Genomic DNA, 16529 nt, shown 5'->3' with positions numbered 1-16529 from the left:
GCCGTGTCGGGAACTATTAGCGCAGGCCCGTTCGTTGCACATAAGGTCCAGCGAGCGCGAGCTCGTCCGGACACGGTCGCAGCGCAACAAGACTCGAGCACCTAGGGAGAGGCACACCATGGCAGATCGCGTACTCCGGGGCAGTCGGCTCGGAGCGGTGAGCTACGAGACCGATCGCGACCACGACCTGGCTCCGCGGCGGATCGCTCGGTACAAGACGGACAACGGCGAGGAATTCGACGTGCCGTTCGCCGACGACGCCGAGATCCCCCCGACCTGGCTGTGCCGCAACGGCCAGGAAGGCACCCTCATGGAGGGCACCACCCAGGAGACCAAGAAGGTCAAGCCGCCGCGCACCCACTGGGACATGCTGCTGGAGCGTCGCAGCAAGGATGAACTCGAGGAACTGCTCAAGGAGCGCCTCGACCTCCTGAAGACCCGTCGGCGCGCCTAGGTCGCAGGCCCCGCACACCGAAGAAGGCCGCTTATCTCGAATTCGTTCGAGATAAGCGGCCTTTCGCGTCTCCGGAACATTGCTGCCCGGCCGCGCGCCGGACCCATGCACGACAGCAACCGGTCTGCCACATTCCTCGGCAGGCCGGTTCCGCGCTGTTCGGCACGATGAGGTGCTCGTTTACCCAACGACGACACCCACCGCGGCAGTGGCCGATCGCTCGATCGGCTAGTGGCTCGCGACCTTCCGGTAGCGCAGCAGGGCCAGCGGGACGACGATGGTAAGGATCAGCAGCGAGCAGCCGACGGCGTACTCGATGCAATGCTCGGCGGCCCAGCCGGTCGGGGGAACGAACGAGGGTGGCGCGCCGTTGTCGAACAGTTCTCGGCCCGCAGCCGAGACCGCGGTGATCGGGTTCCATTCGGCGACGGTGCGCAGCGGGCCGGGCAGTGCCTCTGCGGAGATGAAGGCGGAGGAGATGAACGTGAGCGGGAAAAGCCAGATCAGGCCCGCGCTCTGGGCTACCTCGACGGTCGGCGAGAGCAGACCGGTGAGGGCGCCGACCCAGGACATCGCGAAGGCGAACAGCAGGATCACCCCGAATGCCAGTGCGGCGTCGGCGATCCCGCCATTGATCCGCCAGCCGACCGTATAACCGCACCCGACCATCACGGCCAGGCTCAGGATATTCACGACGAGGTCGGACAGAGTGCGGCCCATCAGCACCGCGAGACGTGACATCGGCAGCGTACGCATCCGGTCGATGATGCCCTTGTGCAGATCGCCTGCGAGCCCGACGGTCGTGAAAGCCGCATTGAAAGCGACCGTCTGGGTGAAGATGCCCGCCAGCAGGAATTCGCGGTACTGGCCGCCACCGAGCGAAGCGCCGAAGATGTACGCGAAAAGGAACACGAACATCAGCGGCTGGATCGTCGCCGTCACCAGCAGCGTCGGCACCCGCAGGATGGTCAGCAGGTTCCGATAGGCGACGATCGCACTGTCCCGAATGATCCGCGCCCGCGGCTCATGCGTAATCCCGTGGGTTGCTTCTTCTTTCGCCGTGGACGGCGACTTCGGCGCTTCGTCGCGCTCCAGTGTCGGGGTAGTACTCACGCCGACACCTCACGAGTACTCGGCACGGCGGTTCGGTCACTCAAGACAGGATCTCCTCTTGTGCGTCATCGGTCTCCGGTGCGAGGCTCGCGGATGTGCGCGCCGCGGTGCCGGTGAGGGACAGGAATACATCGTCGAGACTCGGGCGGTGCACGGTCGCGTCCACGACGCACACGCCGGCGTCATCGAGGCGCCGCAGCGCCTCGACCATGGTGCGCGAGCCGTCACCGACCACCACCGATGCCAGGTCGGAGCCATCGTCGCAGCTCGGCTCGCCGATACCGACCTGGGCGAGCACGGTCAGCGCGGGCTGCACGTCCTGCCCGGCGGCCAACGTGATGGTGAGCCGGTCACCGCCGATGGAGGTCTTCAACTCGTCGGACGAGCCGCGGGCGATGACACGGCCGTGGTCGATGACGGTGATCCGATCGGCGAGCAGATCGGCCTCCTCCAGATACTGCGTGGTGAGCAGCACCGTGGTGCCGTCATCGACGAGATCGCCGATGACGCGCCACATGTCGATCCTGCCGCGCGGGTCGAGCCCGGTGGTCGGTTCATCGAGCACCACTACGTCGGGCCGGGCAACCAATGCCCCGGCCAGGTCGAGGCGCCGTGCCATGCCACCGGAGTAGGTGCCCGCCCTGCGATGCGCGGCATGGTCGAGCCCGAAGGCACCCAGCAGCTCGGCCGCACGAGATGTCGCCTGGCGCTGGGACATTCCGTACAGCCGGGCCACCATGCGCAGGTTTTCGTAGCCGGACAGGTTGGCGTCCACCGCCGCATACTGACCGGACAGGCCGATGCGCCGCCTGGCCGTCGCGGGATCACGCAGCACATCGATGCCCGCAACCCGCACCGTACCCGCATCCGGACGCAGCAGCGTGGTGACGATGCGGACCGTCGTCGTTTTGCCCGCACCATTGGGACCGAGCAGGCCCAGCACCGTTCCGGCCGGGATCTGTAGGTCTATCTCGTCGAGCACCCGTACCCGGCCGTAGCTCTTGACCAGGCCGAGTACTTCCACCGCCAAACTCACGATTGCACCTCATTTACGGTCGGGTCGCTCACCTGTGTGCCTCCTTCGCAGTGCTGCTGCCGAGGACCTGGGGGCTGCACATCGAGATGCCTGCGCAGCACCGGCCCGATCACGGCGAGCGAGTCCGGTGTCGTCATGGCCGAGTGTCGGCACGGCAGTTGGTGGTCATGGATTTGCCCCGTGACGAACGGCTCCCAGGCCGCCGCGCAGCGGGTGGGGTCGATTCGGTTGATCTCGTCATGGGCGGCGGTGAAGAACAGCAGGTCGCCGTCGAAGGTACGCGGCCGGAAGCAGTGCGCCTGCACTGTGCCGTTGGTGTAGCCGGCATAGAGCCGCTCCAGGTGTTCGACGGTGAGCGCCGCGAACGGGCCCGGCTGGGACCGCAGGAGCTCCGCGGCATCGCTCAGATTGATTGCCGGGTCGACCTCCACGCCGTCCGCGAGCAGGTCGGCGCCGAATTCGCCGATGATCTCGGCGACACCGGGGATGGCGTGTTCGAGCCACTCATCGGAGAGTTGATAGCTATCCATCATCGCCAGCAGCGCGACCTCGTCGCCCGTCTCCTGCAGTTGGACGGCCACCTCGTGCGCAATCAACCCGCCGAGCGACCAGCCGAGCAGGTGGTAGGGACCTGCCGGCTGGATCGCCTTGATGTGCGCCACGTAGTGGCCGGCGGCCTCCGCAATGGAGGCGAACCCGTCCTCCCCCGCGACATGCGGCGCCTGCAGCCCGTACAGCGGCCGGTCCGACGGCAGATGCGCGAGCAGACCCGAATAGCACCAGGCCAGCCCGATCGCGGGATGGATGCAGAACAACGGCGCCTGTGTGGAAGCCGTGCTCGGGCGGATCGGCAGTACCGGCCCCAGCGCTGCGGCGATGGCCGTGGCGGCGGTGCCGGGTCCGTCCAGCCTGGCCGCGATGGCGGCCGGGCTGGACTCGCCGAACATCAGCTGCACCGGGAGGTCGATCCCGGAAGCCCGCAGCTGCGCAACAACTTTGGTGGCGAGCAGCGAGTTGCCGCCGAGTTCGAAGAACCCGTCGTCGGCACCCACAGACTCGACACCGAGCACATCGGCGAAGGCCGTGCACAGCGCAACCTCGGTCGGCGTCGCCGGTACGCGGTAGCCGTCCGCTGCACGGAACACCGGCTCCGGCAACGCTTTTCGGTCCAGCTTGCCGACCGGGCTCAGCGGCACCTCGTCGATCAGCATGATCGACTGCGGCACCATGTAATTCGGCACCAGCTCAGCGACGTGCTCGATGAGCTCGGCAGCGGCGACGACGGTCCCCGCGCGCGGCTTCACATACGCCACCAGCGCGGTGACGCCCGCGGGCGTGTGATACCCGATGGTGGTGGCGAATTCGACAGCGGGGTGGCGGGCCAGCGCGGTGTCGATCTCGCCGAGCTCGATACGGAAGCCGCGGATCTTGACCTGATGGTCGGTGCGGCCGACGTACTCGATCTCGTGTGCCGACGCGGCCTGCCCGCTCCAGCGCACCAGGTCGCCGGTGCGGTACATCCGTTCGCCCGGTTTTCCGTACGGATTGGCGACGAAACGCTGAGCGGTAAGCCCCGGCCGATTCAGATAGCCACGAGCCAGCGCATTGCCCGCCAAGTGCAGCTCACCGGTCACGCCGATCGGCGCAGGGTGCAGGCGGGTGTCCAGGATTGTCGCGTTGACGCCGCGGATCGGGCCGCCGATGGTGATCGGTCCCCGGGGCACCATCGGTTGCGAGATCACCGTGACGATGGTGGTCTCGGTGGGCCCGTACACGTTGTACAGGTTGCGGCCCGGCGCCCAGCGGGTGACCAGGTCCGGCGGCAACGCCTCGCCGCCGACCAGCACATGCGCCAGCTCGGTGACTCCGGTCGGGTCGACCGTGCCGAGCGCAGAGGTAGTGATGAACGCGTGGGTGATGCGCTCCTCGATGAACACCTGTGCGAGATCGGTGCCGCCGACGACACCGGCGGGCGTGATCACCAGAGTGGCCGCGCCGCCGAGTGCGAGCAGCAGGTCGAGCATCGCGGCGTCGAAACTCGGCGTCGCGAAATGCAGTACCCGGCAACCGGGTTGGACGTCGAAGCGCTGCGCGGTCTCCGCGGCGAAGTTGGAGAGCCCGCCGTGGGTGACCACCACACCCTTCGGGGTACCGGTCGAACCGGATGTGTAGATCACGTACGCAGGATTGTCCATGCGCAGCGCGGACGTCCGCTCCCCCTCCGTGATCGGTGTATCCGAGGAGTCGAGCACCGTGGCGCGGAATTCCGGATCGTCGAGGACGATCCACTCCGCGCCCGCGGGCAACTGATCCCAGTACTCTGCGAGCGTGATGCCCAGCGCCGCACCGGAATCCGACAGCATGTGACTGATGCGCTGTTCGGGGTACAGCGGGTCGACTGGCACGAACGCGGCACCGGCCTTGGCCACCGCGAGTACCGTCGCCACCGATTCGATTGAGCGCGGAATCCCCAGCGCCACCAGGGTTTCCGGCCCGACGCCGCGGCCGATGAGCACCCGGGCCAGCCGGTTGGTCCACCGATCGAGGGCTTCGTAGGTCACCTCGGTGTCGTTCGCGCGCAGCGCGACCGCCTTCCGATCGACCTCTACCGCCTGTGCGAACAACTCCGGGAAGGTCACCGGCCGGTCGGGTTCGCTCCCGCGCACGGGAGCGAGCTCGGACCACTCGGCAGGATCGAGCAGTTCCAGATCGCCGATCGCGGTGGTCGGATTGGCGGCGATGGCGCCGAGCAGGCGCACCATCCGCTTACCGAGCCGGACCGCGGTCTCTTCGTCGAACAGATCGCTCGCGTAGTTCACCGACAGTGTGATGCCATCGGGTTCCCGCTGCGCGGTCTGCGATTCGACGAGGGTGAACTGCAGATCGAACTTCGCGATCCCGGCGTCCACATCGACGGCCTCGATCCGTAGCCCGGGCAGCTCGAGCACCCGCGCCGGATGGTTCTGCACCGAGAGCATCACCTGGAACATCGGGTGGTGTGCCTGCGAGCGGGCCGGGTTGAGCACCTCGACGAGTCGCTCGAACGGCAGGTCCGCATGCGCGAAGGCGTCCAGGTCGGTATCGCGGACATGGTGCAACAGGTCGGTGAACCTGTCATCCGGATCGATGCGGGTCCGCAACACCAACGTGTTGACGAACATGCCGACCATCCGATCCAGGGCCGGGTGGCCGCGCCCGGCGATCGGTGTGCCGACGGCAATGTCGTCGGCCGCGGTCATCCGGTGCAGCAGCACCGCGAGCGCGGCGTGCAGCACCATGAACATGCTGACGTTATTGCTGGTGGCGACCGTTTGCAGCTCCCGATGGGTGAGCCCATCGATCGCGCATTCCACGAGACCGCCGCGATAGGACGGCGTGGGCGGGCGCGGCCGATCGGCGGGCACGGCCAGCAGCTCCGGCAGCCCCTCGAGGGCGCTCCGCCAGTAATCCAGCTGACGACTCACCACCGAAGCAGGATCGGACTCGGTGCCGAGCGTGTCCTGTTGCCAGAGTGTGTAGTCCGCGTACTGGATCTCGGGTTCGGGCCATTCCGGGCTCTGCTCGTCACAGGCTGCCCGGTAGGCCATCGCCACATCGGCGGCCAGCGGTTCCAGCGACCATCCGTCCATGGCGATGTGGTGCACCACCAGCAGCAGGATGTTCTCGGTCGACGCGGCCGGCTGCACCGAGTTGTCGGCGCCTGCCGGATCGGCGGCGGGAGCCACCGTGATCAGTCCGGCCCGGATCGGCGCCGTCTCGGCCAGATCGAATCCCGGTGCGGCGAAACGCCGCACCGCATCGGACACGTCTTCGGGTCCCACGGTCGCGACGAACAGGGTGACCGCGGCCGCTGCTGGATCGAGGACGACCTGTGACGGTTCCCCATCGATCTCGGTGAATACGGTGCGCAGGGTCTCGTGCCGACGCTGGACCGCGTGCAGCGCGCGGACCAGTGCATCGACGTCGAGCTCGCCGCGCATCCGCAGCACAACCGGAATGTTGTAGGCGCCCGCGGTGTGGTCGGCTGCCGCGCCTTGTGCGCTGATCTGGTTGAAGCGGTTGAGGAACCACAGCCGACGCTGCGCCGCCGACAAGGGAATTCGTTCCGGGCGGTCGCGCCGGACCAGCTCCGGCCTGACCACCTCGCCTGCCGGACCGGAGTCGAGCAATGTGGCGAGCTCGGCGACCGTCGGCGACGCGAAGACGGTCCGCACCTCGAGCCTGATATTCGTCGCTGCGGCCAGGCGGGCCACGAGTTGGGTTGCCAACAGCGAGTTTCCGCCGATGTCGAAGAAGCTGTCGCCGGCGCCGACGGCGTCCACACCGACCAGTTCACTCATCACGCCCGCGACGAGACGCTCGGACTCGGTTTCCGGCGCGCGCTCGACGGTGTCGGCGACCAGCTGTGGTTCGGGCAGCGCGGCACTGTCCAGCTTGCCGGTCGGCGTCAGCGGAATCCGTTCCAGCACGGTGATGATCGCCGGAACCATATGCGCGGGCAGTTGTTCGGTGGCCTTGGCGCGGACCTTGTCGATGTCCACGCCCACCGCGTCGTCGGCTGCCTGCACGAACGAGACGATCCGATCCACGCCCGCGATATGCCGCACCTCCGTGTGTGCGAACCGCACGTACTCGCTTTCGGCGAGCGCCGCGGTGATTTCGCCGAGTTCGATGCGGAATCCGCGCACCTTCACCTGGTGGTCGCTGCGACCGAGGTACATCAGCTCGCCTGCACCCGTCCAGCGCACCACGTCGCCGGTGCGGTACATCCGCGAGCCCGCCTGGTCGCAGGGGTCGGCGACGAACCGGGACGCGGTGAGCGCGGGGCGTTCGAAATAGCCTCGCGTCATGCCGAATCCGCCGATGTAGAGGTCACCCGGCACGCCGACAGGCACTGGACGCAAGCGCTCATCGAGCACCAGCGCCCGCGCCCCGCGCACCGGCGTACCGATGGTGATCGGTTCGTCGACGGCCAGCGGCCTCGAGAACGTGACGACGACGGTAGTCTCGGTGGGACCGTAGACATTGAACAGCTGCCGTCCCGGTGCCCAGCGGGCCACCAGGTCCGAACCATAAGCCTCGCCACCGACCATCAGCCCGCGCAGGTTCGGCAGGGGCCACCGATCGTGATCGATGGTGGCCAGCGCGGCCGGGGTCATGAAGGTGTGGGTGACGCGCTCACGCTCCATCAGCGCGGCGAGTTCGTCGCCGCCGTAGGTGTCCGGCGGGCAGATCACCATCGTGGCACCAGATCCCACCGCGAGTAGCAGGTCCAAAAGGGCGGCATCGAAACTCGGTGAAGAGAAGTGCAGCGTGCGCGAATCCCGATCGACCTGCATGCGTTCGCGGATCTCGTCGGCGAGGTTCGACAGGCCGCTGTGCGTGACGGCGACGCCTTTGGGTTTGCCGGTGGAACCGGAGGTGTAAATGAGATAGGCGAGTTCACTGATACGCATCGTCCGCAGCCTGTCCACATCGTCCACCAGGCTGTCGTCGAGCTGGTCCAGCTCCGCAAGGAACTCTGGATCGTCCAGCAGCAGCCACTCCGTGATGGTCGCGGGGCCGGCCGACGACATGTCGTCCACGGCCGCGCTCGTCCGCAGAGAGTTGGCGTGTTCGGACATTGTCACGCCGACCGAGCAGCCGGAGTCGACCAGCATGTGCCGGATCCGGTCGGCCGGGTACTTCGGATCGATCGGAACGAACGCCGCGCCGGACTTGGCCACCGCGAGCATGGTGGCGACCGATTCGATGGAGCGGGTCAGCCCCAGCGCGACGCGATCCCCCGTGCCCAGGCCGCGCCCGATCAATGCGCGCGCCAAGCGATTCGAGCGCCGGTCGAGCTCGGCGTAGGTGAGGGAGGTGGCGCCGTAGCGCACCGCCGTACGGTGCCCGTGCACCTGCGCGGTCGCCGTGAAGTAAGCGGCCAGGGTGCACTGCGGGGTGGTCGAACCACCGTGAGCCGGTGCGAGCGTGCGCCGTTCGTTCTCGGTCCGCGCATCGATGTCGCGCACCAGCACTCGCGGGTCCGCCGTGACAGCGGCCAACACCCTGAGGAAGCGGTCGGCCAGGGTCTCGATAGTCGCCGCATCGAAAAGTTCGGTGGCGAAGACGAATTCGAACTCGCGGCCCGGCTCACCGGGCCCTCCGTCACGGCCGAAATGCGCGACTCGCAGCTCGAGGTCGAACTTGGCCAGCGCGATGTCCAGTTCCTCGGCGCGCAGCGCGAGGCCGGGCAATTCCAGGGTGGGGGCCGCCGCGTCCTGCACCGTCAACGCCACCTGGAACAGCGGGTGACGACTGGTGGCCCGCGCCTCGCGACCCAGTTCTTCGACGACGCGCTCGAACGGAATATCCGCGTGTGCCATGGCGGCCAGCTCGGTGTCCCGGTCCGCGCGCAGCAGCGCCGCAAACGAGGTGTCGGGGTTCACGTCGGAGCGCAGCACCAGGGTGTTGACGAACATGCCGACGAGCTCGTCGAGTTTGGTGTCGGTGCGGCCCGCGACCGGGGTACCGATCACCACGTCACGACCGCCGGTCACGCAGCGAAGCAGCACCGCGAGTGCGGAGCGCAGCACCATGAACAGGCTCACGCCCTGCTCACGGGCCAGCTCACCGAGTGCGTGCTGCACCGGCTCCGGCACCGTGAAACGCACCGTCCCGGCCCGCAACGTCGGGTCGGCGGGGCGCGGGCGGTCATAGGGCAAGGGCAGTTCGTCGGGCAGACCGGCCAGCGCGGTGCGCCAGTACTCCAATTGACTGCCCGCGATGCTCTGGTCGTCGGACTCCTCGCCGAGGCAGGCCCGCTGCCACAGCCCGAAGTCGGCGTACTGCACCGGCAGCGGCGCCCACGCGGGCGCGCCGCCCTCGTGTCGCGCCGCGTAGGCGGTAGCCAGGTCCTTGGTCAGCGGGTAGAGCGACCAGCCGTCCGCGGCGATGTGATGCACCACGATGCCGAGCAGATGACGCTCGGATCCGGTGCTCAGCAGCATGATTCGCAGCGGTATGTCCTTGGTCAGATCGAAACCGCGGCATGCAAGCGTGTGCAGCGCGAGGTCCGCGCCCGTCTCGTCGGTGACGGTCGGCGCGAGGGTCGGCACAACCCGCGCAGTCGGCAGCACGATCTGCTGAGCGCCGATGTTGTCCTGTGGGAACACCGTCCGAAGCACTTCGTGGCGATCCACTACGTCGGTGAGGGCCGCACGAAGCGCCGCGACATCCAGATCGCCGTCGATTCGAATGACGAATGCGATGTTGTAAGCGCTGGATTCGGGGGAGAATCGGTTGAGGAACCACAGTCGCTGCTGCGGCAGCGACAATGGAATGCGTCCCGGACGTGGGGTGTGCACAGCCAGCGCCATCCGTTGCGTCCGGGGCGCTTCCGTAATGCGCTCGGCGACGCCCGCGACCGTCGGCGCCTCGAAGATCTCCCGCACCGGCAGGTCGACACCGAATTCCGCGTGTAGCGCGGCGGCGAGCCTGGTGGCCAGCAGCGAGTTGCCGCCGACGTCGAAGAAGCTGTCCTCCACACCGGTCACCGGCCGCCCGAGAATAGCGGCGAACACCGCCGCGACGCGACACTCCAGCTCCGTGCTCGGCGCGCGGGAGGATCCCAGCGCGGCGAAGACCGGTTCCGGCAGCGCTTTTCGATCGAGCTTGCCCGCGGGACTGACCGGCATCTCGTCCAGCACGATGACCGAAGCAGGCACCATATATCCCGGCAGTCGCTGCCGCGCGGTCTCGCTGACGGCGGCGGCGTCGACCGCCGCATCGGCGGTCAGGTAGGCCGCCAGCCGGGGCTGACCCTGCTCGTCGATGTGCACAATGGTGATCGCCGAGCGCACCCCTGGATGCGCGCGCAGCACGTGATCGATCTCGCTGAGCTCGATGCGGAAGCCACGGATCTTGATCTGGTCGTCAGCGCGGCCGAGGAAGCGCAGGTGCCCGGTCCAATCGGCGACCACCAGGTCACCGGTCCGGTACATCCGTTCACCTCGCCTGCCGTGTGGATTGGCCGGGAAGCGTTGTGCGGTAAGGCTGTAGCGGCCATGGTAGCCGCGGGCCAGGCCGGGGCCCGAAAGATACAGCTCGCCGGGTGTCCCGGGCGGGACCGGATGCAGCCGCCCGTCCAGCACGAACAGGCGCATGCCACGGACAGGAAGACCGAGCGGCACGGGTGCGCCGACGACCATCGGCCTGCTCGCGGTCGCGGCGACAGTAGCTTCCGATGGTCCGTACATGTTGTGAATGCGGTGTTCGGCCGACCAGGTCTCGACCAGATCCGCTGCGCATGCCTCACCGCCGACGATGACCGCATCGAGGTCTGGTAGGCCCTCGGGCGGCACGGTCGCCAACGCCGCCGGGGTGATGAAGGCGTGGGTCACCCGCTCCTCGCGCAGCAGCGCGGCGAGTTCGGCGCCGCCGTAGATCCCTGCCGGCGCCACCACGATCGTCGCGCCCGCCGCGAAGCCGAGCAGCATCTCCAGGACCGACGCGTCGAAGCTCGGCGAGGAGAAGTGCAGTGTCCGTGCCGAATCCGTCACGCCGAACAGATACATCTGCTCGCTGGCCAGGGACGCGAGCCCGGCATGCGTGACGATGACTGCCTTCGGCTGTCCGGTGGAACCGGAGGTGTAGATGAAATATGCCGGATGGCTGGTGCGCATCGGGTGGTGACGATCCACGTCGGTGATCGGACCGGTGGAGTAGTCCGCGCATTCGGTCTCCAGTGCGTCGGAGCCGAGCACCAGCCAGTCGACGTAGGTCTTGTGGTGCTTACCGCGGGCGGCAGGCCAGGCCGGCATGGCGGGCAGGCAGTCCGGGATGGTCAGGCCGAGTATTGCGCCCGAATCGGAGATCATGTGCCCGATCCGCTCGACCGGGTAGCTCGGGTCGATCGGCACATAGGCGGCGCCGGTCTTGGCGACGGCCCAGACCGCGGCGATCGAGTCGAGGCTGCGCGGCAGTGCGATAGCGACCACGACCTCAGGGCCCGCACCGTGCTCGATCAGGGCTCGTGCCAGGCGATTGGACAGCTCGTCGAGCTCGCGATAGGTGGTGTCGACGCCAAGGTAGCGCACCGCGACCGCGTCGGGCAGGCGCTCGGCGATATCGGTGAGCAGTCGGGCCAGGCTGATCGTCGGCTCGGCGGGCGAACTGGCGATCGGCACCAGGTTCGCGGATTCGCGTCGGTCGAGAATCTCCAGATCGCCGATCGGCATGGTCGGCGCGGCCACCACCGCATTCAGCACGGCGACAAACCTGCGCGCAAAACTCTCGATCGTGCGCCTGTCGAAAACATCGGTGGCATAGCCGAATTCGACGGCCAGCGGCCCATCGCAGACGCTGTCGTGAATCTCGAGCTGCAGATCGAACTTGGCGACATCGGATTCGATCGGCAGCACCTCGACCCGCACGCCGGGCAAATCGATGCGCATCTCCGGCGCACGGTCATAGGACAGCATCACCTGGAACAACGGATGGCGCGCTGCCGAGCGCTCCGGGTTGACAACCTCGACAAGACGCTCGAACGGGACGTCGGCGTTGGCGAAGGCGTTCAGGTCGGTCTCGCGCGCCACATCCAGCATCCGGTCGAAGCCGGCGGCGGGATCCACATCGGTGCGCAGGACAAGGGTATTGACGAACATGCCGACCAAGTCGTCGAGCGCCGGGTCCGAACGTCCCGCGATCGGCGTGCCGATAGCGATATCCGTTGTCGCGCACAGCCTCGCGAGCAACGTCGCCAGCGCGGCATGCAGGACCATGAACATGCTCACGCCTCGCGCCGCCGCCAGTTCGGTCGCGGCACGGCGGGTCGCGGGGGAAATCGTGAACTCGACCCGATCACCGGCGGTCGACCGGCGCAGCGGGCGCGGGCGGTCCAGCGGCAGATCGAGCTGATCGGGCAGGCCCGTCAGTGCCGTGCGCCAGTAGATCAACTGTCGGCTCAGTGCGCTGGCCGGATCGGCTTCCTCGCCGAGCAGCTCCCGCTGCCACAGTGCGAAATCGGCGTACTGCACCGGCAGCGGGGTCCACTGCGGCGCGATGCCGATCGACCGGGCGGCGACGGCCGTCATCAGGTCTCGTGCCAGCGGCGCGATCGACCAGCCGTCACCGCAGATGTGGTGTAGCACAACGAGAAAAACATGCTGGTCGGACCCTGTGTGCCAGAGCGCGACCCGGATCGGCGCCTGACTACGCAGATCGAAACCGTACCCGGCGAATTCGGCGGCGAGCGCAGCCACGTCCGAACCGACCGCATCGATCGGATCGAGGGTGAGCGGGATTTCGGCGGCCGGATGCACTACCTGCCAGGGCCCCTCGGCCGAGTCGGGAAAAGTGGTGCGCAGGCTCTCGTGACGTTCGATCAGGTCGACGAGTCCGGCCCGCAGTGCGTTGTGGTCCAGCGGGCCGTCGATCCGGACCGCGAGCGGCATGTTGTAGGCGGCGGCGTGTTCGGCGAATCGGTTCAGGATCCACAGTCGTTGTTGGGCCAGCGAGAGCGGAATCCTTGCCGGGCGTCCGACTGGGACCAGTTTCGGGGAGAACGTGTCCGGGTTGTGAGTGGCGAATCGCTCGGCCAGTGCGGTGATGGTCGAAGCCTCGAACAGGTCTCGGATGGTGAGACCGGTACCCAGCGTGGCGTTGATTCGGGCCACCGCCCGCGCGGCGATCAGCGAGTTGCCACCGAGGTCGAAGAAGCTGTCCTCCACGCCGATATCGTCGGTCTGCAGAACCTCCGCGAAGATGTCCGCGAGCACCCGTTCCACCTCGGTGCGCGGCTCGGCGGCGGACCGGCCCGCCGGACGATGGGCGTGGGTCGGCGCAGGCAGGGCCTTGCGGTCGATCTTGCCGTTCGGGCTGAGCGGTAGTTCGTCGAGCGCCACGAGCACCGAAGGCACCATGTAGCCGGGCAGACTACGGCGCAGGACCGCGAGCAGCGCGCCGGTGTCCAGGCTCGCGGCGTCGATGTTCGCCGCCGCGGCAGGCACGACGTATCCGAGCAGTTCGTCACCGGTTCGTCCGGCCTGAGCCACGCACACTGCACGCGCGACCCGCTCGTCCTCGAGCAGAGCCGCCTCGATCTCGCCGAGTTCGATGCGCAGGCCGCGGATCTTGACCTGGAAGTCGCTGCGCCCCAGGTACTCGAGGACACCGCGGTCCGTCGCGTCGGCCTGCCAACGCGCGAGGTCACCGGTCCGGTACATCCGGGTGCCCGGCGTGAACGGATTGGCCACGAAACGATCCGCGGTCAGCCGCGGCTGACCGAGGTAACCGCGAGCGAGCTGAACTCCGGCAAGATACAGCTCCCCCGCCACCCCCGGCGGCACCGGTTGCAATCGCGAATCCAGCACATAGGTTTGGGTGTTCCACACCGGTGATCCGATCGGCACACTCGGCGGGTCGACGGGGCAGGGCCAGTAGGTGACATCGACCGCGGCCTCGGTGGGTCCGTACAGGTTGTGCAGCTGCGTTCCGTGCAGCGCCGCGTAGAAATCACGGACTGTGGCCGCGGGCAACGCCTCACCGCTGCAGAAGACCCGACGCAACCCGGTGCAGCCGCGCACATCGGTATCGGTGACGAACAACGACAGCATAGACGGCACGAAATGTGCTGTGGTGATACCTTTTTCGGCGATGGTGTGGGCCAGATAGCTGGGATCCCGATGCCCATCCGGTGCCGCGATCACCAGTCGGGCGCCGATCTGCAAGGGCCAGAAGAACTCCCACACCGACACATCGAAAGTGGCCGGAGTCTTCTGGAGTACCGCATCGGTAGCGTCGAGCGGATATTCGTGCTGCATCCAGCGCAGCCGGTTGACGATCGCGGCGTGAGTCACGCCGACGCCCTTGGGCTTTCCGGTCGAGCCCGAGGTGAAGATGACGTACGCCAGGTGATCGGCGCGCAACGGTGCGCGCCGGTCGATGTCATTGATCGGGCGCGCATCGAATGCGAACAGCTCGACGGTATCGATGGCCAGCTGCGCGGTGCCCGTGGGCAGGGTGAGCTCGTCACGTGCGGCGGTCAACACGCATACCGGTTCGGCCTGGTGCAGGATCTCCTCGATCCGCTCGGCCGGGTGGTCGGGGTCCAGCGGCAGGTAGGCCGCACCGGTCTTGACGATCGCATACATACCGACGAGGAGTTCCGTGCTGCGCTGCAGGCACAGTGCAACCACGGATTCGGGGCCCGCGCCACGCGCGATGAGCAACCGGGCCAGCCGGTTGGCGCGCTCGTCGAGCTCGCGGTAGGTCAGTGTCTCGTCGCCGAATTCGAGTGCCGTCGCCTCCGGGCAGATCACGGCACGATCGGCGAACAGGCCGGCGAGGGTGCCTTGTCGGGCCGACGTCTCGGTGGCGTTCCACCCGGTCAGCACGCGTTCGCGTTCGGCATCGGTGATCGCCGTCAGCGACAACGCCGGGGTGCTGGGTTCGGCCGCGAGGAACCTGGTCAAGAAATCGAGGAAGCGGCTGTGGTGCGTTGCTACTTCGGCATCACCGTAGAGCCGTGAGTTGGCCTCGAAATCGACATGGATGCGGTTGCCATCGCCGTTGTACAGGTTGATCGATAGATCCTCGACCGGGCCGGTCGCCAGCACGTGCAGCGTGCCGAGCAGGCTGCCGAACTTCAGCTCGGTATGGAACAGCATGATGTTGACCATCGGTCCGAAGAATCCGCGGGCGTCGCGGGAGTAGCCGCAGTCTCGGCGGATGTCGTCATGCTGATAGCGCTGATGACGCAACGCTCCGGTGATCTGCAGTTCGGCGGCACGGACCGCATCGCGCACGGTGGTCTCGGGACCGAACTGCAACCGGATCGGCACCACATTCGACACCACACCGGCCGAACGGCGCAGCGCAACGGTGGTGCGCGCCGAGACAGGCAGGCTCAGTACCACGTCGGGATTGCCGGTCACCGACCGCACATAGCTGGCCAGCGCCGCGACGAACAGGGTCGAGTTGTGTGTTTCGCACGCGGCCGTCGCCGCATCCATCGCCGCCGAGGTCGCGTCGTCGAGGACGGCCGTGGCGCGTCGCCTGCCCGCTTCGAGCCCCGCGGTGGTGTCGTTCACGTTCGACAGCGTCATCGGCTCGCCCGCACCCGCCAACTGCTCGTGCCAGTATTCGCGGTCGGTGCGGAACCGGCTCGAATCGCGGTAGGTGGACGCGTCGGCGTAGATCGTGGCCAGTGGCGTCGCCCGCGAGACCACCGGTTCGGTGTGGCCCTCGATGGCGGTGTAGATCTCGGCGGTGCGGGTCAGCGCATTCATCGCACCGTAGCCGTCGATAACAATGTGATGGGCACGTGCGTACCAGATGTAGTCCGAATCGCCGGTCCGCAGCACCACATTGGCCGTGAGGGGATCGTGTTCCAGATCGATCGGCGAGCTGGCATGCTCGTTCATCCAGCGCAGCGCGGCGGCGTGCGGATCGGCCTCCTCGCGCAGATCGATCCTGGCCCAGCCCGGGCGCCGTTCCGGATCGATCACCTGGTGCGGGACACCGTCGATCTCGACCAGGCGCACATGGCCGACCTCGGTTTCGGCGCCGAAACGTTCGATCGAATAGAGCAGCATGCCGATGTCGAGATCGCCGTGAATCTCGACATACTGAGCGATCGTGAGCGGCACATCGGGGCGGATCCGCTGCGCATACCACAGGGCCGTCTGCGCGGGCGAGAGTGCAAAGGGCTGGGCCGAGAATTCACCGGAAGAACATTGGGCTACACGGTCCGTGGCCAATGAACTCATCAATCACTCCATTTCTGCCGCTGTTGACGCACTCCCCGAGCACCGCCACAGCAGACGCGCACGCGCCAGCCGTAGGACGTGATCCACGCCCTATGATTCGGAGCATCACATCGGCCGGATGGCCGACGTTTTGGATTTGTTTCACATCCAACGCCGTTGGCGGCAAGTCACTTTC

The 16529-nt window shown here is 67.4% G+C and carries 4 protein-coding genes; 1 reads left to right on the top strand and 3 read right to left on the bottom strand.

The window, feature by feature from the left end; all coding sequences use genetic code 11:
* Positions 1–118 precede the first annotated feature (118 nt).
* Positions 119–454, top strand: coding sequence for an RNA polymerase-binding protein RbpA (locus OHQ90_RS22655; protein ID WP_328400575.1), 336 nt, complete (start codon positions 119–121; stop codon positions 452–454).
* A gap of 228 nt (positions 455–682) precedes the next feature.
* Here OHQ90_RS22655 and OHQ90_RS22650 read toward each other — a convergent pair whose 3' ends face one another.
* The 3 genes from OHQ90_RS22650 to OHQ90_RS22640 all read right to left on the bottom strand — a co-directional run bounded on the left by OHQ90_RS22650 (position 683) and on the right by OHQ90_RS22640 (position 16354).
* The gene (locus OHQ90_RS22650) at positions 683–1465 is read right to left on the bottom strand and encodes an ABC transporter permease (RefSeq protein WP_328413042.1); all 783 of its coding nucleotides are present in this window, start codon (positions 1463–1465) and stop codon (positions 683–685) included.
* A 142-nt stretch (positions 1466–1607) separates the two neighbouring features.
* Positions 1608–2603 carry an ATP-binding cassette domain-containing protein gene (locus OHQ90_RS22645; protein ID WP_328400573.1) on the bottom strand — a complete coding sequence of 332 codons (996 nt, stop codon included), beginning with the start codon at positions 2601–2603 and terminating at the stop codon, positions 1608–1610.
* On the bottom strand, positions 2600–16354 hold the full coding sequence (locus tag OHQ90_RS22640; protein ID WP_328400571.1) for a non-ribosomal peptide synthetase: 13755 nt from the start codon (positions 16352–16354) through the stop codon (positions 2600–2602). Before OHQ90_RS22640 ends, OHQ90_RS22645 begins: the two co-directional genes overlap by 4 nt.
* Between the last annotated feature and the right edge of the window lie 175 nt (positions 16355–16529).

The organism is Nocardia sp. NBC_00403, from assembly GCF_036046055.1.
Taxonomy (GTDB): Bacteria; Actinomycetota; Actinomycetes; order Mycobacteriales; family Mycobacteriaceae; genus Nocardia.
Note: the sequence above shows the minus strand (reverse complement) of the source record. Positions and strands in the feature narration are given on the sequence as shown.

Excerpts from the sequence above, each read along its gene's own strand:
- OHQ90_RS22640 (WP_328400571.1), bottom strand. The coding sequence starts at position 16,354 with ATGAGTTCATTGGCCACGGACCGTGTAGCCCAATGTTCTTCCGGTGAA.
- OHQ90_RS22655 (WP_328400575.1), top strand. The coding sequence starts at position 119 with ATGGCAGATCGCGTACTCCGGGGCAGTCGGCTCGGAGCGGTGAGCTAC.